The organism is Pseudomonas sp. 43mfcvi1.1 (assembly GCF_900115935.1).
In the GTDB taxonomy this organism is placed as follows: domain Bacteria; phylum Pseudomonadota; class Gammaproteobacteria; order Pseudomonadales; family Pseudomonadaceae; genus Aquipseudomonas; species Aquipseudomonas bijieensis.
Window position 1 is genome coordinate 19264 of the sequence record NZ_UETT01000002.1, and the last position, 23680, is coordinate 42943.

Below are 23680 nucleotides of genomic sequence, written 5' to 3' on the forward strand. Positions count from 1 at the left end.
ATGGAGCTGCCGAGCCTGCGGCCGGACCTGCAATTGTCCCCGGCAGCCCCGGACCCGGATGGTTCGCCCCAATGGACCCTGGCCGATCCGGTGCGCGGGCGCTATTTCAAGCTTGGCGCGGCGGCGATGCGCATGTTGCGGCACTGGTCCCTGGGTGATCCGGAGCAAGTGCTGCAAGCTGCGAACCGCGAGCCGGGCCTGCCGCTCAATGGCGAATCCCTGGAGCAACTGCTGGGCTTCTTGCGCGGTCACGATCTGATCAGTGCCATGGACCCGCAACAGCGCGACAGCTATCAATTCAAGACCGCCGCCCAGCGCCAGACCCTGTGGCAGATCCTGCTGCATCAATACCTGTTTTTTCGTATTCCGCTGTGGCGCCCGGACGCCTTTCTCAATCGTGCCTGGCCCTGGTTGGCGCGGTTCGGCCCCGGGATCCTGCGCTATGGCCTGCCGCTGACCCTGGGCCTGGGTATTTTCCTGGTTTCACGGGATTGGCAGCGCTTCGTCGCGACCTTTCCGCACCTGTTCAGCCTGGGCGGTGCGCTGGCCTTTGGGACGGCGTTGCTCTTTGCCAAGCTGTGTCATGAATTCGGCCACGCCTTCATGGCCAAGCGCGCCGGTTGTCGTGTGCAAAGCATGGGTGTGGCGTTCATGGTGCTGTTGCCGATGTTCTATACCGACGTCAGCGACGCCTGGCGAATCAACGATCGTCGCGCGCGACTGCTGATCGGTGCCGGCGGGGTCCTGGCCGAGCTGCTGCTGGCGTGCGTCGCGTTGCTGGCCTGGTCGCTGTTGCCCGACGGGCCGGCGCGCACGGCAGCGTTCATGCTGGCCAGTGCCACGTGGATCACCACGTTGATCATCAACCTGAACCCCTTCATGCGCTTCGACGGGTATTTCCTGCTCAGTGATTTCTGGGCGGTGGACAACCTTCAGGGGAGGGCGTTCGCCCTGTGCCGCTGGCGCCTGCGCGAAGCCTTGTTCGGTTATGGCGCGGCGGCCCCGGAACCCTGGTCGCCGAAGATGCGTCGCCGTTTGCTGGTGTGGGGCTATGGTTCCTGGTTATGGCGGGCGTTGTTGTTTTTCGGGATTGCCCTGGCGGTCTATCACCTGTTCTTCAAGGTGCTGGGCATTTTTCTGATGATGGTGGAATTGGTGTGGTTCATTTTTATGCCCATCGTGAATGAATGGCGGCAATGGTGGAGTCGCCGCGAGCAGGCCCATGGTGCACGGGTGTTCCTGAGCGCCCTGGCACTGCTGGCGTTGCTGTTGGCGTTGTTGCTGCCCTGGCGCAGCGCAGTGGAAGTGCCGGCCATGCTCGAGGCCGGGCGTGCCAGTGCCTTGCACGCGCCGGTGGCGGCGCGGGTCAAGCAGGTGAACGTGCACGACGGCCAGACCGTGGCCCAGGGCGATGTGCTGATCGAGCTGGAGTCGCCGGACATGGCCTCGCGCCTGACCATCGTGCGTCGGGAAATCGAGATCCAGCAGTTGCAGATGCGCCGCCAGGCCGGGCGCAGCGAAACCGCCGCCGATGCCGGCATCATCGAACAGCAACTGGCCGAAGCGGTGGCCGAGTACCGGGGCCTGGTCGCCCAGCGTGAACGCCTGTTGTTGCGTGCGCCCCATGCCGGCCAGGTGCGCGACTTGTTGCCACAACTCCCGGTCGGGCGCTGGTTGTCGCCCACGCAGGTGCTGGCGCGGGTGGTGCAGACCGATTCGCGGTTACGCGGATACCTGACCGAAGCCGAGCTTTGGCGGGTCGGACCGGGTGCCACGGGACGCTTCATCGCTGACGATCCGATGCACGCCTCGATTGCCGTGCAGTTGAATGAAATCGACACCAACGGCGTGGCCTGGGTCGAACAGCAAGCGTTGACGTCCGATCATCACGGACCGATTGCGGTACGCCGCGATTCGCAGCAACGGGCTGAGCCCGTGCAGGCGCAATATGGCGTGCGCCTGAGTGCGGTCGATGACGCGTTGGCTCCGGTGCAACCGTTGCGTGGCGTGGCGGTGTTGCAGGGCAAGGGCGAGTCGGTGTTGGGAGCGGCCTGGCGCCGGTTGGCGGCGTTGGGGGTCAGGGAAAGCGGCTTTTAAGGAGCAGACATGGATTCAGTGGCGGCAGAGGGATTGGTGGTGCGTCCATCGCGGGTCAGCGACGGGCCGTTCTTGCAGAGCCTCTACCAGGCGGCGCGGCCGGACCTGCAATGGATCGACGGTGAGCATGAGCAGGTGCAACAGGTGATTGCCCAGCAGTTCCAGGTGCAGGAACAAGGGTTGGGCGAGAACTTCCCCAACGCCATGCATTACGTCGTGGAAAAACTCGGCACCGCTATCGGTGCCTTGAGCACGGATTTCGGCGCCAATGAAATTCGCGTGCTGTACCTGGCGTTCATCCCCCAGGCGCGCGGGCAGGGTTACGGTCGGGCAGTGCTGCAAGGGGTGCAGAAAGCCGCGCAACAGATCCGTTGCCCGGTGGCGACCGTGGTCTGGGCCAGCAACCCCCACGCGCGCCAGCACTATCTGGCTCTGGGTTTCGAGGTGCAGGAGCGCAGCCCGGCGGCGGAGCGGCTGGTCTGGTATCCGAAAGGCAACTGACCCAATCTTGCAGACGCCATAAATCCCTGTGGGAGCGGGCTTGCTCGCGAAGGCGGTGGGTCAGTAATAAATTTGCCAACTGATACACCGCCTTCGCGAGCAAGCCCGCTCCCACAATAGGTTTGTTGTGAACTCAAGTTTTGTGCGATCAGTTAAATGCGATGTAGAAATACCCCAGCGTCGGATCCCGTCCCATGGGCGGTATCCGCGACACGAACACCCCTTCGAGCCTGCCCAGTTCAGGCACTTCCAGGGCGCATAACCCATCCACGAAATCGGTGCTTTCCAGGCTGTTGAATTCCACACTGAACGGCATGCGTTCGCTGTTGGGCAACTTCGACCGGGGTGTTTGCGCGAGGCTCTCGATCCGCACCGGCAAAGAGCTGCCGTCGGGCAGGGTCAGGCTGCTGGTCTGGCCCAGCAGTGGTTGGAAATGGTGGCTGTGAACCTGTTGCAGCATATCGACTCTCCAACAGTCGGAGGGCCGAAGCCCTCCGACGATTGATCAGTTACGGGACGGGAAGAGACCGTTCAAGGCGATGCTGAAGTTGATCGCCAGGAACGGGTTCATGATCGCCAGCGGCAAGCCGTTGCCCGTCGGGGAGATCGTGCCGTCGATGGTGGTGCTCACGCCCTTGACCGGTATCGGCGAGGCACCTAGCTGGTCGGAATAGATATTGGCCGCGCCCGGGCCGGTGCCCGAGGTGCCGATGAACGAATTGGTGGACGTTGGTGTGTTCACCGGGTTGCTGGCCGGGTTCGCCAGTTGCAGAGTGGTGGAGGCGGTGAGTCCCGCCATGGTGTGAGAGTGGGTGGGCAGGTTGTTGATCGTCGGGGTGACGTTTTCGGTGCCGGCGACTTCGCCGATGACACGCGGAGTCAGGCCCAGGCCGTTGCCTTGTCCCAAGAGCGTGCGGCCTTGCAGATTGGGGAGCATGAAGTTGGTGGTGCCGTTGCCTCCGTAGTACGTGCCGAGCAGGGAGAACAACGCCTGGTATTGGGAAATGCCGAGTGTCTGCCCGCTGCACAGCGCCCACCCATTGGGGGCGAAGTTAAAGGCAAACGGCTGGATGGTGCCCATAAATACTTCCATAGATTCCTCATCCCTTCAGATTGTTTATTTGGCAATGCCGACAGGGTCCGAGGGAGAGGATTGCGATCAGCCCGACTTCTTCACTCCCTGGCCTGGTCACGCACGGCTGAGCGTAGACCGGGATGTTTGATTCTGCAGGCTGCAAGGGCGGAAAAATGCTGTCGATTGGCTTAAACGATTCAGGTTCGTATTGCGCCTATACCGTCCATCTTTTTTACGGACCTGGATGAATTTGATATCAAAGTACTACTAGGCGGCGATTATTTCCTCGGCTACGCTTGCGTACAAAAGGACTACAAACAAGGTGAAGGGATTGCCGCAGTTTCACTTTATCTCCGGTCTACCGCGCTCGGGCTCGACCCTGCTTTCTGCCATTTTGCTGCAGAACCCGCGCTTCCATGCCGGCATGACCAGCCCCGTCGGTTCGCTGTTCAGCAGCGTCCTGCAGCAATGCAGTGCCGGCAGTGAGTTCGGCTCGGTGATCGACACCGACCTGCGTCGCCGCCTATTGCGCGGACTCTTCGATTCCTACTACGCCGACAAAGCCGATAAACCTGTCATCTTCGATACAAACCGCCAATGGTGCGCGCGCCTGCCGGCCCTGCAGGATCTGTTCCCCCAAGCCAAGACCATCGCCTGTGTGCGCAACGTCGCCTGGGTACTCGACAGCCTGGAGCGGCTCTACCGCGCCAACCCGTTCGAGAACACCAAGCTGTTCAACGACGATGACGAGCGCAATACCGTCTACAGCCGCTGCGAAACCCTGGCCCAGCGCAATCGCCTGGTAGGGTTTGCCTGGACGGCGCTCAAAGAGGCCTATTACGGCGAAAACGCCGAGTCGCTGCTGATTGTCGATTACGACCTGCTGAGCCAGGCCCCGGAGCGGGTCATGCGGCTGGTGTACGAGTTCATCGGCGAGCCCTGGTTCGAACACGATTTCAATCACTTGACCTACGACGCACCGGCCTTTGACCAGGCCCTGGGTGTTGCCGGCCTGCACAAGGTCAAGCCCAAGGTCGCGCCGCAAGCCCGGCGGACCTTGCTGCCGCCGGATCTGTTTGAAAAGTATGCCGAGTTGTCGTTCTGGCGCGATGGTTCCGCCAGCGCTGCCAATGTCATTCGTATGAAAACCGACGCCGCGACCAGCTGATCGCGGTTTTTTTCATTTGCGTGTTCAAGAAGTTCGAGTCCAGGTGATCGTCATGTGGTGGAGCAAAGCTAAGTCGCGGGTAACCGAGGGTGCACAGGCCCTGGCATCGCCAATGATCATGTCCCTGGAGCCGCGAATGCTGTTCGATGGCGCGGTGGCCGCTACCGTGGCCGATGCCGCGCAACCGGACGCCCAGCCCACCGCCGAGGCGGCCAAGACACCCACGGCCGACCAGGCTTCAGACACCCATGCACCGCAGGGGCAGGTCGATGCCACCCAGGCCGCCGTGCCGGGCAAGTCCGTGGTGTTCGTCGATTCACGGGTCAAGGATTCCGCCAGCCTGCTCGAAGGCGTGGCGCCCGGTACCCAGGTGGTGCAACTGGACGCCACCAAGGACGGCTTGCAGCAGATCGCCGATTACCTGGACACCCACCAGGGCATCAGCTCGGTGCAGATCATCGCCCACGGTAACGCCGGTGATCTGTGGCTGGGCAACAGCTACCTCTCGGCGGATAACGTCCAGGCCCGCAGCGAAGTGCTGGCGCAGATCGGCCAGGACATGAACGTCGGTGGCGATATCCTGATCTACGGCTGCTACACCGCCGAAGGCGATCGCGGCCTGAGCCTGGTCGATTCATTGGCGACGTTGACCGGCCGCGATGTAGCGGCGTCCAACGACCGTACCGGCCTTGGCGGTGACTGGGACCTGGAAATCGCCACCGGCAACATCGAAAGCGCCAATGTGCTCTCGGCCAGCGCCATGAGCGACTACCAATGGGGCCTGGCCACCTGGACCGCCACCAACAACCTCAATTCGGGTGTCGGTTCTTTGCGCGCTGCCCTGACTTCGGCGCAGAACGGCGACATCGTCACCTTCAATACCAGCATGACCGTCGCGCTGACCCAGGTGTTGGACGTCAATAAAAACGTCACCATCGATGGTGATCTCAACAACGATAACGTGGCCGACGTCACCCTCGACGGGCAATACCGTACCCAGATTATCAACGTGACAGCCGGGACGACGGCAACCCTCGATGGGCTGGTGATCACCCGGGGCATGACGGCGGGCAACGGCGGCAATGGTGGCGACGATGCACTGGTGTCCAAGGGCGGTGGTATCTACAACGCCGGCACCTTGACCCTGCGCAACGTAACGGTCACCGCGAACGCCGCTTCTGGCGGTGGCGGCGGTGGTGGTGTGACGCCGCAATACGCCGGTGGTGGCGGTGGCGGTGGCGGCGCGATCACTGGCGGTACCGGCGGCAAGGGTGGCGACACCCTCAACGCCACGGGCTCTAACGGCTCGGCTGGGCAGGGCGGTGCCGGTGGTGGTTTCTTCAACATGGGCGGGCGTGGCGGCTCCTCCACCGGTGGGGCTGGCGGTTCCGCGTATCCGGGCTATAGCACCGGCTCCGCGGGCGGTACGGCCACCAGCGGTGGGCTGTCCATCGGCGGCGGTGGTGGCGGCGACGGCTATAACGATATTGGCGGCGCCGGTGGCGGAGCGGTCGGCGGTATTTATAACGATACCGGCGCGACCCTGCGGATCATTGGCAACTCAGTGATTTCCAACAACGTCGGCGCGGGCGGCGGTGGTGGGGGCGGTGGCGCCGGTGGCGGCTACACCCACACGGGCGGTGCCGGCGGCGTCGGTGTCGGCGCCATCTGGAACAAAGGTTCGATCCTGATCACCGCGGCCAACTTTGCGGCCCTGGCCGGCAACGTCGGTGGCAGTGGCGTGGGTGGCACGAGTGCGGGTACCGCGGGTGTTTCGCCGGCGTCGGTGGCCAACGTCTACGGCGATGGCGGCACCATCAATACCAACTATGTGCCGGACGAGACGCCGCCCACAGCGACTGTCGTGGTGGCCAACACCAGCCTGAACTCCGGTGGCACGTCGACGGTAACCATCACCTTCTCCGAGGCTGTGACGGGCCTTACCGCGGCGGACCTGACGGTGCAGAACGGCACCGTGGGCTCCTTCACCAGCGGCGATGGCGGCATCACCTGGACCGGCACGCTGACCGCGGCCAGCAACATCGCCGACACCACCAACGTCATCACCCTCAACAATGCCGGGGTCGCCGACCTGGCCGGCAACGCTGGCGTGGGTACCACCCTCTCGAACAATTACGTGGTCAACGACACCGTGGCGCCGACGGCATCCATCGTGGTCAGCGACACCGCCCTGAGAGTCGGTGAAACCTCGGTGGTGACCATCACCTTCAGCGAAGCGGTGAGTGGTTTCACGGCCGCCGACCTGACCGTGGCCAACGGCTCGATCAGCGGCCTGAGCAGCAGCGACGGCGGCATCACCTGGACGGCCACCCTGACGCCGGACGCGGCGATCACCGATACCTCCAATCTGATTGTCCTGGATAACACTGGCGTGGCGGACCTCAACGGCAACGCCGGCGTGGGAACGACGAACTCCAACAACTACGCTATCGACACTTTGCGTCCGACCGCCACGATCGTGGTCGCTGACACTGCGTTGAGTGTCGGCGAAACGTCGCTGGTGACCATCATTTTCAACGAAGCGGTGAGCGGTTTCACCACCGCCGATTTGACGGTGGCCAACGGTACGGTCACCGGGCTGAGCAGCAGCGATGGCGGCATCACCTGGACCGGGACACTGACCCCGAGCGCCAGCGTCAGCGACACCAGCAACCTGATCACGCTGGCCAATACCGGTATTGCTGACTTGTCCGGAAACACCGGCACCGGTACCACCGACTCGAACAACTACGCGATCGACACGCTACGCCCGACCGCCACCATCGTGGTGGCCGATACCGCGTTGAACATCGGCGAAACATCGCTGGTGACGATTACCTTCAGCGAGGCGGTGACGGGTTTCACCCTGGCCGACCTGACGGTGGCCAACGGCAGCCTGAGCGGGCTGAGCAGCAGCGACGGTGGTATCACCTGGACCGCGACGCTCACCCCGAGCGCCAGCATCACCGACGCCACCAACCTGATCGTCCTGGCCAATACCGGCATTGTGGATGTGGCCGGTAATGCCGGCAGCGGCACCACCAGTTCCAACAACTATGCCGTCGACACGGTGCGCCCGACCGCCACCATCGTGGTCGCCGATAACGCTTTGAGGGTTGGCGAAACGTCCCTCGTGACCATTACCTTCAACGAAGCGGTGACGGGCTTCACCACCGCTGACCTGACGGTCGCCAATGGCACGATCACCGGGTTGAGCAGCGGCGACGGCGGCATCACCTGGACGGGCACGCTCACGCCAAGTGCCAGCGTCAGCGACACCACCAACCTGGTCACCCTGGATAACACCGGGGTGACGGACGCGGCGGGCAACGCCGGCAGCGGCACTACCGATTCCAACAACTACGCCATCGACACCGTGCGTCCGACCGCCACCATCGTGGTCGCCGACTCGACCATCGGTATTGGCGAAACAACGGTGGTGACCATTACCTTCAGCGAGCCTGTGACGGGTTTCACCCTGGCCGACCTGACGGTGGCCAACGGCAGCCTGAGCGGCCTGAGCACCAGCGACAACATCACCTACACCGCCACCTTCACGCCGAGCGTGGGCGTCAACGATGCCACCAACCTGGTCACGCTGAACAACACGGGCGTGGCGGACGGAGCGGGCAATACCGGCAGCGGTACCACCGATTCCAACAACTACCTCGTCGACACCCTGCGCCCGACCGCCACCATCGTGGTCGCCGATACGGCCCTGAGCGTCGGCGAAACCTCGCTGGTGACCATTACCTTCTCCGAGGCGGTCAGCGGTTTCGACAATTCGGACCTGAGCGTCGCCAACGGCACGCTGAGTGCGGTCAGCAGCAGTGACGGCGGCTTCACCTGGACAGCCACCTTCACCCCGGCCCTCGGCGTCACCGACACGTCCAACGTCATCACCCTGAACAACACCGGGGTCAGCGATGCGGCGGGCAACAGCGGTTCCGGCACCACCAACTCCAACAACTACCAGGTCGACACCAACGTCCCGACGGCGACCATCGTGATTGCCGATACCACCCTGAGCATCGGCGAGACGTCATTGGTCACCGTGACGTTCAACTCGGCGGTCAGCGGTTTCGACAATTCGGACCTGACCGTCAGCAACGGTACGCTCAGCACCATGAGCAGCACCGACGGCGGCGTGACCTGGACCGCCACATTCACGCCGAGCGCGAGCATTTCCGATACCAGCAACGTGATCACCCTGGACAATACCGGCTTGATCAACGCTTCGGGTAACGCCGGCGTGGGTACCACCGATTCGAACAACTATGCCGTCGATACCGTGCGTCCAACGGCGACCATCGTTGTCGCCGACACTGCCATTGCCGCTGGCGAAACCTCGTTGGTGACCATCACCTTCAACGAGGCCGTGACGGCGTTCACCAGTGCCGACCTGACCGTCGCCAACGGTGTGATCTCGGGGCTGAGCAGCAGCGACGGCGGCATCACCTGGACCGCAACCTTCACGCCGACCGCAGGCATCAACGACTCCAGCAATGTCATCACGCTCAACAGTGGTGGCATCGTTGACTTGGCGGGCAACCTCAACATTGGCACCACCGATTCGAACAACTATGCCATCGACACCGTGCGCCCAACGGCGACCATCGTCATGGCCGATACCAGCCTGAGTGTCGGCGAAACCTCATTGGTGACCATCACCTTCAGCGAGGCGGTGAGCGGTTTCACCAACGCTGACCTGAGCGTTGCCAACGGCACCCTGAGTGCGGTCAGCAGCAGTGATGGCGGCCTGACCTGGACCGCAACCTTCACGCCAACCCTCGGCGTGCGGGATACGTCCAACCTGATCGTCCTGGACAACACCGGCGTCAGCGACGCGGCGGGCAATACCGGAACCGGCACGACCAACTCGGCCAACTACACGATCGACACGCAGGTGCCGACGGCGACCATCGTGGTGGCTGATACATCCCTGAACATCGGCGAAACCAGCCTGGTGACCATCACCTTCAACGAAGCGGTGAGCGGTTTCGACAATAGCGACCTGACCATCAGCAACGGCACGTTGAGCAACGTGTCGTCGTCCGATGGCGGCGTCACCTGGACGGCCACGTTCACACCGAGCGCGAGCATTGCCGATACCAGCAACCTGATCACCCTGGACAATACCGGTGTCGTCAACGTCTCGGGCAACGCCGGCGTCGGCACCACCGACTCGAACAACTATGCCATCGATACCGTGCGCCCAACGGCGACCATTGTCGTGGCCGACACGGCCATTGCCGCGGGCGAGACGTCGCTGGTGACCATTACCTTCAACGAGGCCGTGACCGGTTTCACCGACGCCGACCTGATCGTTGCCAACGGTACGCTCAGTGGGTTGAGCAGCAGTGATGGCGGCATCACCTGGACCGCGACCTTTACGCCAACCGCTGGCATCACCGACACCAGCAATGTCATCACCCTTGCCAACGGCGGCGTCACCGACCTGGCGGGCAACGCTGGCAGCGGCACCACCGATTCGAACAACTACAGCGTCGACACTCAGCGTCCGACCGCCACCATCGTGCTGAGCGATTCGGTATTGAAACCGGGTGAAACCGCCCAGGTGACCATTACCTTCAGCGAGGCGGTGACCGGTTTCAGCAACGCTGACCTGAGCGTTGCCAACGGCACGTTAAGCGCGGTCAGCAGCAGCGATGGCGGCCTGACCTGGACCGCGACCTTCACCCCGACCCTGGGCGTGACCGACGCCAGCAACCTGATCACCCTGGACAATACCGGTGTGAGCGACGCGGCGGGCAATACCGGGACAGGCACGACCGACTCGGCCAACTATGCGGTCGAGACGCAGGTACCGACGGCTACGATCGTGGTGGCCGACAACGCGCTCAAGGTGGGGGAAACCTCACTGGTGACCATCACCTTCTCGGAAGCGGTCAGCGGTTTCGACAACACCGACCTGAGCGTGAGCAACGGCACGCTGAGCAACGTCTCTTCTTCCGACGGCGGCGTTACCTGGACGGCCACGTTCACTCCGAGCGCCAGCATCACCGACACCAGCAACCTGATCAGCCTGGACACCAGCGGTGTGGTCAACGCCTCGGGCAACAGCGGTGTCGGTGTAGTGGTCTCCAACAACTACGCGATCGATACGGTTCGCCCTGGTGCCACCATCACCGTGGGCGACACCACCCTGGGCATCGGCCAGAGTACGACGGTGACCATCAGCTTCAGCGAGGCGGTGTCCGGTTTCGACTTGTCGGATCTGAGTGTCGCCAATGGCGTGTTGTCCAACCTCGCCAGCAATGACGGCGGCCTGACCTGGACAGCGACCCTGACGCCTACCGCAGGCGTCAACGACGCCACCAACCTGATCCTGCTCGACGCCAGCACTGTGCAGGACCTGGCCGGCAACGCCGGCGTGGGCATTGCGATTTCCAGCAACTACGCGCTCGACGCCACCCGGCCGACGGCAACCATCGTGGTCGCCGACCCGAACCTGACGGTGGGCGAGACGACCCAGGTGACCTTCACCTTCAGCGAAGCAGTGACGGATTTTGACTTGTCGGACCTCAGCGTCACCAACGGTGAACTGACCAACCTGACCACCAGTGACGGCGGCAAGACCTGGACGGCCACCTTCACGCCGACAGTGAACCTCACCGACCCGAGCAACTTCATTGCCCTGGACACCAGCAACGTCAGCGACCTGTCGGGCAACGCCGGGGCCAGCGTGGCGGTGTCCAACAACTATGCGATCGACACCGTGGTGCCCAACGATGTGAAGCCGCCGCCGGAGTTCCTGACCTCCGACCCGGTCACGGTTACGCCACCGTCCGAGGTGCCGTTGCAACCGATCGTCTTTACCCCGCCGACCGGCAACCTGGGTACGCCGCTGGGCTTCCCGCCGCTGTTCGAGCAACGGGACCTGGGCAACGGGACTCAGCCGATAGGAAGTATTTTCATCAATCATGGCGCGCTGGCGCCGAGTTATATCGCCCAGGTGTTCGGCAATGACGCCGCCGGCGATGGCTCCGGCCAAGGGTTCCTGGGCTTTGGTGGTGGCGATGGCGGGGTGTTCGGCAGCAGCACGCTGTCGACCCTGTTCAACCAGGACGCCACTTCCGAGGGCGAATCGATGGACGCCTTCGGCAGCCAGTCGATGCAGGGTGGCGATGTGTCCCAAGGGCTGCGCGGGATGTTCGGGGCGCCTACCCTGGGTCAGCAGTTGCAACATCTCAAGGACACTGAACAGCGTCAGGTCGATAGCCTGGCAACCGCGTTACGACAGGTCGGCATCAGCCAGGTGCAGGCCTGATTCTAAAAAAATATTGGGGCAGCCAGGGGCAATCCAGGGAATGAATAGAAGTCAGAAGTTATTCGGTATGAGTTTGCTGGCGTTGGTGGTCAGTGGATGTGCGGTCACCAGCGAGCCGATCGATCGCAGCGTCAGCGAACAGCGCGCCCGAACCGACCTGCAAAACATGTACAAGGACCAGGAGCCCCTCAGCGGCCCATTGACCCTGCACCAGGCCATGGCCCGGGCAGTGAAGTACAACCTCGAAGGTCGCTTGAAGATCATGGAGGAAGCCCTGGCCAAGCGTCAGTTGGACCTGGCCAGTTTCGACATGCTGCCGCGCATGGCCCTGGACGCCGGTTATGTGGGCCGTAACAACGTCAATGCCTCCAGCAGCCAGAGCGTGGAAACCGGCACCCAGTCCCTGGAACCGTCGACCTCCCAGGACCGCGACCGCGAGGTGGCCGACCTGACCATGGTCTGGAACGTGCTCGATTTCGGCGTCAGCTATATCAGCGCCAAGCAGGCCGGGGACCAGCGACTGATCGTGCAGGAGCGCCGGCGCAAGGTGATCAACACCATCGTCCAGGACGTGCGTTCGGCCTACTGGCGAGCCATGGCCGCCGAGCGTTTGCTCAAGCAGATCGACAGCCTGATGGCCCGGGTCGAGACGGCACGCGGCAACAGCCAGAGCATGAGCGAACAGCGCATCGGTGACCCGGTGCAGGCCCTGGGCTACCAGCGCTCGCTGATCCAGGCCACCCGCCAGCTCGAAGAGCAACGCCGGGCGCTGTCCCTGGCCAAGACCGAACTGGCGACCCTGATCAACTTGCCCTTGGGTACCGAGCTGACCCTGGCGACCCAGGATGAATATGACATCCCGGAACTCAAGGTCGACCTGGCCCGTCTCGAACAGGAAGCCCTGGCCAGCCGTCCGGAACTGCGCGAGCAGGATTACCAGACCCGCATCACCGCCGCTGAAACCCGCAAGGCCATGCTGCGCCTGCTGCCGGGGCTGGAGTTCTCCGCTGGCGGGCATTACGACAGCAACTCGTTCCTGGTGGAGCAGGGCTGGGCCGATTATGGCGTGAAAGTCACCTGGAACCTGTTCAACGTGATTTCCGCCCCGGCGGCCATCGATGTGGCCAAGGCCGGTGAAGAAGTGGCGTCGGCGCGACGCCAGGCGATGTCGATTGCCGTGCTGGCGCAGTTGTACGTGGCCAATGCCAACTATCGCGAAGCGCTGCGTCAGTTCAAGACCAGTCAGCAGCTGTCGGACATCGACGGGCAGATTGTCGGTCAGTTGCGCAGCCGTCACCAGGCTGCCGGCATCGGCGAGCTGGACCTGATCCAGGGAGAACTGAACACCCTGCAGGCCGATCTGCGCCGGGACCTGGCTTACGCCGATCTGCGCAACGCCTACGGGCAGATCTTCGCCAGCGCCGGCCTCGACCCGCTGCCAAACGAAGTGCAATCGACCGAAGTCCAGTCGATCGCCACGGCGCTGGCCAACCGCGAAGCGGCCTGGGCCCAGGGCGATATCACGCTGCCGAAGACGGCCACGGTGACCCAATAATCGGGCGCTTGCATGACGCGCCCGGCGTTTTCCCGGCTGCCGGTGGCGGTGGATCTGCCGTTGCTGTTGCAGGCACTGGCGGCCATTGAAGACGAGCGCTGGCAGGGGCATTTCAACAGTGCCTATCACAGCGGCGACTGGAGCGGCGTGGCGCTGATTTCGGCGGCCGATGCCGTTACCGAGCTGGCTCCCGGACGCGGCCAGCCCCTGCATCGCGCGCCTTGGTCAAAGGATGGCCGTTGGCATGAAGCGTTGCGCGACTGGCCCCTGGAGATCGTCTCGGCCCGGCTGCTGCGGCTCGGGCCGGGTGGGTGCATTCACGAGCATCGTGACTATGACCTGGGTGGGCCGGACGCCGACTTGCGCCTGCACGTTCCGCTGCTCAGCCCGCCTGAGGTGGACTTCTTCCTGGATGGGCAAATCATTCCGATGAGGGCGGGCGAGTGCTGGTTCCTCGACTTGGCGCGGCCTCATCGCGTCGATAACCGCAGCGCCGCACCGAGAGTTCATCTGGTGCTCGATTGCCGCCCAGGACCATGGTTGGAACAGCAGATTGCCGATGGGCTGCCCACCACGCCCGCCGCTGGCGCCGGGCAAAGCGATCTTGTCCGCTTTCAGCGGCGCGTAGAAGCTGACCCTTACCTTGCCCGGGCTCTGCAGAGCCTGCATGACCCGGACGCTTTCATAGCGTCCGCGCTGGCGCTGGGGGCTGAGCAAGGGCTTTATTTCACTCGGGAAGAATTGCGGGCGGCGATGCGCAATGGTCGCCAGCGGTGGAGAGATCAGTGGAAGACCTGAATCTGCACGGTTGGCTGCCGATCCGCCTATGGCAAGAAGCCGCGCAATGGCAGGTCGATTGGTGCTGGTTTGGCGACACGCGACTGTTGCAACCGTTTTTTGGCGATGCCGTGGATGACGCCCTGCGCCTGCCCTTCAACCAGGCGTTTCGCCGCCAGACGTCCTTGGATGTTCTGAGCCAGTGGCGGCAACAAAGCCCGGGCCTTGCGCCCAGTGCGTTCATTTTCCATGCCTCGCGTTGTGGTTCGACATTGATCAGCCAGATGCTCGCCCAATTGGACGATCACATCGTCATCTCTGAACCGCCGCCCCTGGATACGTTGCTGCGCAGCGATTTGCCGCCTGCCGAGCGGTGCGTGGCGCTCAAGGGCTTGATGTCGGCCTATGGGCAGCGTCGCCGAGGTGTGGAGCAACGCCTGGTGGTCAAGCTGGACGCCTGGAACATCGGTGAGCTGCCACTGCTGCGTGAGTGTTTTCCCGACACGCCTTGGTTGTTCGTGTACCGCGACCCCTTGGAAATCGCCGTCTCCCACCTGCGCCGCCCCGGTATGCACATGGTGCCGGGGATGATTGGCGCGAGTGTGCTGGACGATGGAGCGCCTTTCAGCGGTCAGGAGGATTTCATCGCCCGCCGGTTGGGGCGGCTGTTGCAGGTGGGGCTGGGGCACTGCCATGAATTTACCGGGCTGGCGGTTAACTACGCTGAGTTGCCTGATGCGATGGCAGGGCGGCTGGCGGTGTTTTTCGGGCTGAATGACGCACAGCGCAAGCAGGTGTTTGCGATGGCGGGGCAGCATGCCAAGCAGCCGGGGCAGGCATTTGTCAGGGACAGCGCGGGCAAGCGCCGGGAGGCTTCGGCGCTGTTGCGTGAGCAGGTCATGCGTTGGGCGCAGGGGCCCTATGAAGCGTTGAAGTCACTGACCACGTAACTGGACAAAACGCTTCTGTGGCGAGGGAGCTTGCTCCCGCTCGGTTGCGCAGCGACCGCCAGATTCTGGGGCTGCTTCGCAGCCCAGCGGGAGCAAGCTCCCTCGCCACAAGGATAGTGTCCGCTTCGCCCATCAAGACTTGTTGGGCGACAACTCCGCCATCCCCTTGAGCAACTCGATCGGCAACGGGAAGACGATGGTGGAGCTTTTGTCCCCGGCAATCGACCCCAGCGTCTGCATGTAGCGCAGTTGCATGGCACCCGGCTGGCGGCCGAGCATTTCGGCGGCCTGCATGAGTTTTTCCGAGGCTTGCAACTCGCCCTCGGCGTGGATCACCTTGGCCCGGCGTTCCCGTTCGGCTTCGGCTTGTCGGGCGATGGCGCGGATCATCGATTCATTGAGATCCACATGCTTGATCTCGACGTTTGCCACTTTGATGCCCCAGGCGTCGGTCTGGGCGTCCAGTACTTGCTGGATGTCGCTGTTCAATTGCTCGCGTTCGGCCAGCAACTGGTCCAGGTCATGCTTGCCCAGGACCGCACGCAAGGTGGTCTGGGCCAGTTGACTGGTGGCCATGAGGAAGTTTTCCACCTGGATGATGGCTTTCTGCGGATCGAGCACGCGGAAATACAGCACCGCGTTGACCTTCACCGAGACATTGTCCCGGGTGATCACGTCCTGGGGCGGCACGTCGAGGACAATCGTGCGCAGGTCGACGCGGATCATCTGCTGGACTACCGGAATCAGCAGGATCAACCCCGGCCCTTTGACCTGCCAGAACCGACCGAGCTGGAACACCACTGCCCGTTCGTATTCGCGCAGGATCCGGAACGTCGCCCCCGCCAGTGCGATCAACAGCAACAACAGCAGCGCAAAACCGATTTGCATGCCCATCTCAGACTCCTTGTGGATCAGCGGGGGCCACTTCCAGCAGCAAACCCTTGCGGGCGATGACCCGTACCGCTTGCCCAGGGCGCAGCGGCGTCGCGCTTGCCACCTGCCAGCGTTCGCCTTCCAATTGGACCCAGCCATGATGATTATTCCCGCCCTGCAACGCGGTCACCGTAGTGATGTTGCCCAGCAATGCGGCGTCGCCGCTGACGGGTTGGCGTGGTCGTGTTTTCAACGCACGGACCAGCAGGGCGATCAGCAGCAAGGCGCTGACCAGGCCCAGGCCGATCATCAGGGGAACCGGCACATCGGCGTTGGTCAGGATGACCGCGCCAATCACACACAGGACAATGCCGCCCAGCCCAGCGACGCCATAATTGGGCAGGGCCGCCTCGAAGACCAGCAAGGCCACGCCAACGGCGACCAGCCAGAAACCCAGGGGATCGGTGCCTGGCAGCACGAGGCTATCGGCGCCGAACGCAGGCCCGCTGATCGCCAGCAGCGCAAGCGTCAACCAGTGAATGTTCACAGGACCCTCCGCAACGTGTATTCGTCGGGATGTTATTCAAAGTCTAGTCGAGTCGAGGGTTGATTGAATTTTGATCAGTCTGGCGGTCAATGAGGGGCTAGACTGCGGGAAAGAACCCAACAATCGGTCTTATTGCCAGGAGCCCCCCCATGGAACCCCCGATCCACAGCCTGCCCGCGCTGTTCAAGCAATTGGGCCTGTCCGACGACGCCGTTGAGATCGATAAATTCATCGCGACCCATTCACCCCTCAAGCCTGAGCTGCACTTGGCTGACGCGTTTTTCTGGAGCGAAAGCCAGCAGCAATTGTTGCGTGAAGAAATCCTCGAGGATGCGGACTGGGCGGAAGTGGTGGACCAGTTGGACGTGTTGCTGCGCAAGGGGCGTAGCGAGTGAGGCGCATACGAAACCTGTGGGAGCGAGCTTGCTCGCGATAGCGGACTGTCAGTCGACATTGATGTAACGGACATATCGCCATCGCGAGCAGGCTCGCTCCCACGGTGTTGACTTGTTATTCGTTTTAAGTATTAACAAATAGCTTCTTATTCCTTAAAGAATATAGCTCTCCTCCCTATACTCGTCCGGGAACAGACACGCAGGAGAGCACCCATGCGCAACGAATCGATTCGCTACCTGATTGTGCCGGGCTGGCAAGGATCGCCAGAAAATCATTGGCAAACCCACTGGCAGAACAGCCTGCCCAACAGCGCCAGGGTCGAGCAGGCCGACTGGTTGACGCCTCGGCGCGAGGATTGGGTCGCGGCTTTGGCCGAAGCCATCGCCGCCGACAGCACGCCGGTCATCCTGATTGCCCATAGCCTGGGCTGCATCACGGTTGCCCATTGGGCCGCCACCGCGCCGGTGCAGTTTCTGCGACAGGTGCGTGGGGCATTGCTGGTGGCGCCGGCGGATGTCGAGCGGCCGGCCTGCGCCCCGGCGCTGCGCAATTTCGCGCCGATTCCCACTGATTTGTTGCCGTTCCCCAGCCAAGTGGTCAGCTCCGACAACGACGCCGCCGTGAGCGCCCCGCGCGCCCTGGAGCTGGCACGCAACTGGGGGGCCGAGGCCGGCATCCTGGCGGGGGCGGGGCATATCAACGTGAAGTCCGGCCACCAACGCTGGGAGCAGGGGTTCGCTTATCTCTATCGTCTGCAAAATCGCATGGAGCATCACGCCCTGCGTCGCGCCTGAATTTTTAGCGCCCCCCGTCTCCCGGCGGTCTGGGGCGGGAGCCTGCCATGAGTTTGCATGAAACCTTCGGTCAGCCATTGCTGACCTTTCCCGATGCGGAAAAAAGCCCCCTGAGCATTCGCGCCAAGGCGCTGGTGTTTGTCGACCCCCGTTCGCGGCAGTTGCGCCAGGAGTTGGAGCAATTGGCGCCGCGTGCGATCTCGGTGCTGATACGTGGCGAAACCGGGAGCGGCAAGGAGCTGCTTGCCCGGCATATCCATCGCGCAAGTGATCGCGGAGGGTTGTTCGTCTCGGTCAATTGCGGCGCCATCAGCCCGACCTACGCCGACGCCGAACTGTTCGGCTATGCCGCCGGCAGCTACAGCGGCTCGGCCAGCAGTCGGGCCGGTTGGTTTGGTTCGGCCAATGGTGGCACCCTTTACCTGGATGAGATCGGTGATCTGCCACTGCCAATCCAGATCAAGTTGCTGGCTGCCCTGGAAAACCACGAAGTCACCCGTGTTGGTGCACATCAGCCCAGTCCGGTGGATGTCCGTCTGGTGGCAGCCACCAGCATCGATCTGGCCCAAGCGGTGGCGGCCGGGAAATTCCACGAACGGCTCTACCACTACCTTGGCGAAGGCCAGCTCGAGCTGCCGGCCCTGCGCGAGCGGGTGGGCGATATCCTGTCCCTGGCCGAATATTTCCTGGGCATCTATAGCCAGCGGCTCGGCCTCAGCGTGCCGCTGATCAGCGAGGCGGCACAGCATGCCCTTGAACAGCACAGTTGGCCGGGCAATACCCGTGAGCTGGAAAACGTCATTCACTTCGCGTTGCTGGTGAGCACGGGGGATGAAATCTTGCCGGAGCACTTGAATTTGCCGTCCCAGTCATCGGCCCTGGAATCGATCGACCGCCAGGTGGCGCAGGTCGTTGCACAAGGCACGGCCGCCGAGCGCACGGCCCTCAAGGCGCTGCTCAATCAGTTGAGCCAAGCGCTATAGAGAACACCGGAATTGTGGCGAGGGGATAAATCCCCTTGCCACAAAGTGGTGTTTTTCTATATGAGTAAAATGAATATGAACTTGAATAAAAGATATTGTTAAGGAATAAAAAATATCGGTATTGTCCGCCTCACGCCAGCGATAGCACTTCACTGGCACTCCCACATTTGGCCGTCGTCCATGACGACAGTGATTTTCGATAAGGACACTGCATGAAAAAGGTTCTGTTGTTCACCGCATTGGCGGCAGCCCTGACCTCGGGCCTGGCCCAGGCCGCGGAAAAACTGGTAGTGGCGGCTACCCCGGTGCCTCACGCCGAGATCCTTGAACTGATCAAGCCAGCCCTGGCCAAAGAAGGTGTTGACTTGGAGATCAAGGTCTTCACCGACTACGTCCAGCCCAACGTCCAGGTTGACCAGAAGCGCCTGGATGCCAACTACTTCCAGACCCTGCCGTACCTGAAAAACTTCAACGAAGGTAAAGGCACCAACCTGGTGACCGTGATCGGCGTTCACGTCGAACCGTTCGGCGGCTACTCGAAGAAGTACAAGAAGCTGGCTGATCTGCCAAACGGCGCGACCATCGCGCTGCCCAACGAAGGCAGTAACAGCGGCCGTGCCCTGATCCTGCTGCAAAAGGCTGGCCTGATCGAGTTGAAAGACCCGAAAAACGCTTTGGCGACCCCGAAAGATATCGCCAAGAACCCGCACAACTTCAAGTTCAAGGAGCTGGAATCGGCCATGCTGCCGCGTGTGCTGGACCAGGTCGACCTGGACCTGATCAACACCAACTATGCCCTGGAAGCGGGTCTTAACCCGGCCAAGGATGCCTTGGTGATCGAAGGTGCGGATTCGCCTTACGTCAACTTCCTGGTAGCCCGTCCGGACAACAAGGACAGCCCGGCCATCCAGAAACTGGCCAAGGCCTTGACCAGCCCGGAAGTGAAGGCGTTCATCGAGAAGAAATACAGCGGCGCGGTACTGCCGGCGTTCTGATTGGTGCACTAAACCCTTTCACGGTTTCAAGCGCCGACGGCTGATACAGCGTCGGCGTTTTTTTGTGCTCGAGATCCCGTGGGGGGAGGTTATTTATTTGAGACGAGTCGAACCTGTCCTGTGGCGAGGGGATTTATCCCCGCTGGGTTGCGCAGCAGACCCGTGGACTGGATGGGTTCGCTGGATCTGACGCACTGCGCCTTCAGGCTTTGGGGCTGCTGCGCAACCCAGCGGGGATAAATCCCCTCGCCACACTAGTTGTCAGGCCACCCTGGTCTTCAACGCCCTGCGCAACGCCACCAACAATTTCAGTATTTCCTGCGGTTCCAGTCGCTGCGGCACTTTTACGTCAGCCATGTCTTCTTCCTTGTAATGGTTCGGGGATTTCGGACAAAAGTCCTCCCTGCGACGCAAAGAAAAATAGTCGGCTTTGCCCATCGCGGCAAATCGAGGGAATAGTTTTTTGTGTGATATCAATATGCTTTAACGGTATTTAAATTGCGCTTCTTATACCTTTAAAGTCAGCTCCTGCCGAGCAGCTATCCGCTGCCCATGGACCGCACTACCGCCGCTTACCGAGCGGCGTCCAGGATGTTCAATGAACTTCGATTACGCTTTTATCCTCAGCACCCTCCCGGCGTTTCTCAAGGCCGTGGGCGTGACGCTGCAGGTCGGCCTTATCGCCATCGCCACATCGCTGCTGGTGGCGCTGGTCAACGCAACGATCCTGGTGTCGCGCACACCTTACCTGCAACGCCTGGTGGGGCTGTATGTGGAACTGGCGCGCAACACGCCGCTGCTCATCCAGCTGTTCTTCGTCTACTTTGCCTTGCCAGCGCTGGGTATCAAGGTCTCGGGGTTTGCGGCGGCGATCATTACCATGACGTTCCTGGGCGGTGCCTACCTCACGGAAGTGTTGCGTGCGGGTGTGGACGCGGTGCCCCAGGCGCAATTGGAATCCGGTCGCTCCATCGGGCTGTCCCATGGGCAGTTGTTGCGCTACGTGATCCTGCCGCAGGCCGGGATCCTCAGCCTGCCATCGCTGTTCGCCAACTTCATTTTCCTGCTGAAGGAGACCACCGTGGTCTCGGCCGTAGCGGTGCCGGAGATTCTCTACACCACCAAAAGCTACATCGCGCTCTATTACAAGACCTACGAAATGCTCGCCGTGCTGACGCTGATTTGCGTGCTGCTGTTTTTGCCGTTGTCGCTGCTGCTCAGCCGTCTGGAAAGGAGGCTCCAGCATGGCCAGTTCGGGTCTTGAATTGTTGTGGGTGTCATTGCCGCAACTGGGCAAGGGCGCTGCGCAAACCCTGTCGATTTCCTTGCTGAGCATCGCCATCAGCACCGTTGGCGGCGTGCTTTACGGCGTGTTGCGTACGTTGGGCGTGAAGTGGCTGGACGTCGTCCTGCGGGTCTACCTGGAATTGTTCCGGGCGATCCCGGTGCTGGTCTGGTTGTATTTGCTGTTCTTCGGCCTGCCGATCTTTTTCGGCCTGAGTCTTCCAAGTTTTTGGTGCGCGGTGCTGGTGCTGTCGTTGTGGGGCGCCAGTGAAGTCGGGGAAGTGGTGCGCGGCGCCTTGCATTCGTTGCCGCGCGGCCAGCGCGAGGCGGGCTTGTCCATTGGCCTGAACGGTCCGCAACTCTACGGCCATGTACTGCTGCCGCAAGCGCTCAAACGCATGACGCCGCCAACCATCAACGTCTACACGCGCATCATCAAGACCAGCTCCCTGGCCGTGCTGATCGGCGTGGTGGATGTGATCAAGGTCGGCCAGCAGATCATCGAGCGTACCTATGAATCCGTGCTGATCTACGGCGCGCTATTCCTGTTTTTCTTTTTCATCTGCTACCCGCTCTCGGCCGCCTCGCGCGTGCTGGAGCGGCGCTGGACGCAAGCATGAGCGCATTGATCGAGTTCAAGGGTTTCAACAAGTTTTTCGGCGAGCAGCAGGTGCTGGACCGCATCGACCTGCAAGTGAAGGCCGGCGAAGTGATCGTCGTCCTCGGCCCCAGTGGGTGCGGCAAAAGTACCTTGCTGCGTTGCCTCAATGGGCTGGAAGCGGCCCACAGCGGCAGCCTGAGATTCGCCGGTCGCGAGTTGCTGGACAAAAGCACCGACTGGCGTGAAGTACGACAGCGGATCGGCATGGTGTTCCAGAGCTACCATCTGTTCCCGCACATGAGTGTGCTCGATAACCTGCTGCTCGGCCCGGTCAAAGTACAGAAACGCGACCGCCGCGAAGCGCGCGACCAGGCCGAAGCCCTGCTGGCCCGGGTGGGCCTGCTGGACAAGCGCGATGCCTTTCCACGCCAGCTCTCCGGCGGCCAGCAGCAACGCATCGCCATCGTTCGCTCGCTGTGCATGAACCCCAAGGTCATGTTGTTCGACGAGGTCACCGCCGCCCTCGACCCGGAAATGGTCAAGGAAGTGCTGGAGGTCATCCAGGGCCTGGCCCGCGAAGGCATGACGCTGTTGATCGTCACCCACGAAATGGCCTTCGCCCGGGCCGTGGCTGACCGCATTGTGTTCATGGATGCCGGGCGAATCCTTGAACAAAACCCTCCCGAGATTTTCTTTACGAACCCGCAAACCGCACGAGCGCAGCAGTTCCTGGAGAAGTTCTCCTACGTCGCCGCACTACCCAAAACGACTCAAACAAAGGAACTGCAACTGTCATGAAAACTGCCAAGTCTTCTCTGCTGCTACTGCCGCTGCTCGGTCTTGCACTGCTGGCCGGCTGCAATAAAACCGAAGAACCGCCAAAGCCGAAAACCGCAAGCCAAAGCACCGCGCCGGCCAGCTACCTGGACAAAATCAAGGCGCGGGATAAATTGATCGTCGGGGTCTTCACCGACAAGCCACCGTTTGGCTTCGTCGATGAGGCCGGGCGTTATGTCGGCTTCGATACCGACATTGGCCGTCGATTCGCCAAGGACCTGCTCGGCGATGAAAACAAGGTCGAGTTCGTCGCGGTCGAGCCGGCGAGCCGGATTCCGTTCCTGCAAAGTGACAAGGTCGACCTGATCCTGGCCAACATGACCGTGACCCCGGAGCGCAAGGAAGCGGTGGAGTTCACCAACCCGAATCTGAAAGTCGCCGTGCAGGCACTGGTGCCACAGGCCAGCGAAGTGAAAAGCCTCGATGACCTGGCGACCCGTACCACCATTGTCACCACCGGCACCACGGCGGATATCTGGCTGACCAAGAATCACCCGGATTGGAAACTGCTCAAGTTCGAGAAGAACTCCGAGTCCTTGCAAGCCCTGGCCAACGGTCGTGGCGACGCCTATGCCCAGGACAACCTGGTGCTGTTCAGTTGGGCCAAGCAGAACCCCGGCTATCGCGTGCTGGCGCAGACACTGGGCGCCGAAGCGCCGATTGCGCCGGCGGTGAAGAAGGGCAATGTCGAGCTGCGTGATTGGGTCAATGCCGAGTTGGCGAAGTTGGGTGAAGAGAAATACCTGCTCAAGCTGTACGACCAGTACGTGCGCAAGGAATTGAGCGATGACACCAAGCCTGAGAGCGTGATTGTCGAGGGTGGCAAATGGCAGGGTTGATTTCCTGACAGTTGCAGCGCCTCAAGGACCGCATCGCGAGCAGGCTCGCTCCCACATTGGCCGGCGGAGGGCGGAAGATTTGCGGTCGAGCACCATTCCCCCTGTGGGAGCGAGCCT

The 23680-nt window shown here is 62.1% G+C and carries 19 protein-coding genes; 15 read left to right on the forward strand and 4 right to left on the reverse strand.

Features of this window, described 5'->3' with window-relative positions:
- Both DTP52_RS03425 and DTP52_RS03430 read left to right on the forward strand, forming a co-directional pair.
- Complete coding sequence (locus DTP52_RS03425) at positions 1-2097, forward strand: efflux RND transporter periplasmic adaptor subunit (RefSeq protein ID WP_109751863.1); 2097 nt, start codon at positions 1-3, stop codon at positions 2095-2097.
- A gap of 9 nt (positions 2098-2106) precedes the next feature.
- Positions 2107-2598 carry a GNAT family N-acetyltransferase gene (locus DTP52_RS03430; protein WP_109751864.1) on the forward strand — a complete coding sequence of 164 codons (492 nt, stop codon included), beginning with the start codon at positions 2107-2109 and terminating at the stop codon, positions 2596-2598.
- Positions 2599-2746: 148 nt separating this feature from the next.
- Here DTP52_RS03430 and DTP52_RS03440 read toward each other — a convergent pair whose 3' ends face one another.
- Positions 2747-3058 carry a hypothetical protein gene (locus DTP52_RS03440; RefSeq protein ID WP_109751865.1) on the reverse strand — a complete coding sequence of 104 codons (312 nt, stop codon included), beginning with the start codon at positions 3056-3058 and terminating at the stop codon, positions 2747-2749.
- 45 nt (positions 3059-3103) lie between these two features.
- Complete coding sequence (locus DTP52_RS03445) at positions 3104-3691, reverse strand: phage tail protein (RefSeq protein ID WP_109751866.1); 588 nt, start codon at positions 3689-3691, stop codon at positions 3104-3106.
- Positions 3692-3995: 304 nt separating this feature from the next.
- Between DTP52_RS03445 and DTP52_RS03450 the strand changes: the two genes are divergently transcribed.
- From DTP52_RS03450 to DTP52_RS03470, 5 genes are read left to right on the forward strand one after another with little or no spacing between them, the layout of a single operon-like run.
- Positions 3996-4841: a sulfotransferase gene (locus DTP52_RS03450; RefSeq protein ID WP_109751867.1), complete on the forward strand. Its 846-nt coding sequence runs from the start codon at positions 3996-3998 to the stop codon at positions 4839-4841.
- Between the two features lie 52 nt (positions 4842-4893).
- Entirely contained in the window at positions 4894-12132 is a 7239-nt protein-coding gene (locus DTP52_RS03455; protein ID WP_109751868.1) for an Ig-like domain-containing protein, read from the forward strand.
- A 40-nt stretch (positions 12133-12172) separates the two neighbouring features.
- Positions 12173-13687, forward strand: a complete 1515-nt coding sequence (locus DTP52_RS03460; RefSeq protein ID WP_109751869.1) for a TolC family protein — start codon at positions 12173-12175, stop codon at positions 13685-13687.
- A gap of 12 nt (positions 13688-13699) precedes the next feature.
- The gene (locus DTP52_RS03465) at positions 13700-14485 is read left to right on the forward strand and encodes an aspartyl/asparaginyl beta-hydroxylase domain-containing protein (protein WP_109751870.1); all 786 of its coding nucleotides are present in this window, start codon (positions 13700-13702) and stop codon (positions 14483-14485) included.
- Positions 14473-15414: a sulfotransferase family protein gene (locus tag DTP52_RS03470; RefSeq protein ID WP_109751871.1), complete on the forward strand. Its 942-nt coding sequence runs from the start codon at positions 14473-14475 to the stop codon at positions 15412-15414. The genes DTP52_RS03465 and DTP52_RS03470 overlap by 13 nt, the downstream gene beginning before the upstream one ends.
- 132 nt (positions 15415-15546) lie before the next feature.
- Here DTP52_RS03470 and DTP52_RS03475 read toward each other — a convergent pair whose 3' ends face one another.
- Both DTP52_RS03475 and DTP52_RS03480 read right to left on the reverse strand, forming a co-directional pair.
- Complete coding sequence (locus DTP52_RS03475; protein ID WP_109751872.1) at positions 15547-16308, reverse strand: slipin family protein; 762 nt, start codon at positions 16306-16308, stop codon at positions 15547-15549.
- A gap of 1 nt (position 16309) precedes the next feature.
- The gene (locus DTP52_RS03480) at positions 16310-16834 is read right to left on the reverse strand and encodes an NfeD family protein (RefSeq protein ID WP_109751873.1); all 525 of its coding nucleotides are present in this window, start codon (positions 16832-16834) and stop codon (positions 16310-16312) included.
- Positions 16835-16983: 149 nt separating this feature from the next.
- Here DTP52_RS03480 and DTP52_RS03485 point away from each other — a divergent pair, with 149 nt between their 5' ends.
- From DTP52_RS03485 to DTP52_RS03520, 8 genes are all read left to right on the forward strand, one after another.
- Positions 16984-17229 carry a DUF2789 domain-containing protein gene (locus DTP52_RS03485; protein WP_109751874.1) on the forward strand — a complete coding sequence of 82 codons (246 nt, stop codon included), beginning with the start codon at positions 16984-16986 and terminating at the stop codon, positions 17227-17229.
- Positions 17230-17442: 213 nt separating this feature from the next.
- Complete coding sequence (locus DTP52_RS03490; RefSeq protein WP_109751875.1) at positions 17443-18024, forward strand: alpha/beta hydrolase; 582 nt, start codon at positions 17443-17445, stop codon at positions 18022-18024.
- Between the two features lie 47 nt (positions 18025-18071).
- Positions 18072-19007: a sigma 54-interacting transcriptional regulator gene (locus DTP52_RS03495; protein ID WP_109751876.1), complete on the forward strand. Its 936-nt coding sequence runs from the start codon at positions 18072-18074 to the stop codon at positions 19005-19007.
- 212 nt (positions 19008-19219) lie between these two features.
- Entirely contained in the window at positions 19220-20002 is a 783-nt protein-coding gene (locus DTP52_RS03500; protein ID WP_109751877.1) for a MetQ/NlpA family ABC transporter substrate-binding protein, read from the forward strand.
- A 598-nt stretch (positions 20003-20600) separates the two neighbouring features.
- Positions 20601-21266 carry an amino acid ABC transporter permease gene (locus tag DTP52_RS03505; protein WP_092446076.1) on the forward strand — a complete coding sequence of 222 codons (666 nt, stop codon included), beginning with the start codon at positions 20601-20603 and terminating at the stop codon, positions 21264-21266.
- Complete coding sequence (locus tag DTP52_RS03510; protein ID WP_109751878.1) at positions 21247-21906, forward strand: amino acid ABC transporter permease; 660 nt, start codon at positions 21247-21249, stop codon at positions 21904-21906. The genes DTP52_RS03505 and DTP52_RS03510 overlap by 20 nt, the downstream gene beginning before the upstream one ends.
- On the forward strand, positions 21903-22685 hold the full coding sequence (locus DTP52_RS03515; protein ID WP_109751879.1) for an amino acid ABC transporter ATP-binding protein: 783 nt from the start codon (positions 21903-21905) through the stop codon (positions 22683-22685). Before DTP52_RS03510 ends, DTP52_RS03515 begins: the two co-directional genes overlap by 4 nt.
- Entirely contained in the window at positions 22682-23563 is an 882-nt protein-coding gene (locus DTP52_RS03520) for a transporter substrate-binding domain-containing protein (protein WP_109751880.1), read from the forward strand. Before DTP52_RS03515 ends, DTP52_RS03520 begins: the two co-directional genes overlap by 4 nt.
- The last annotated feature ends 117 nt before the right edge of the window (positions 23564-23680 follow it).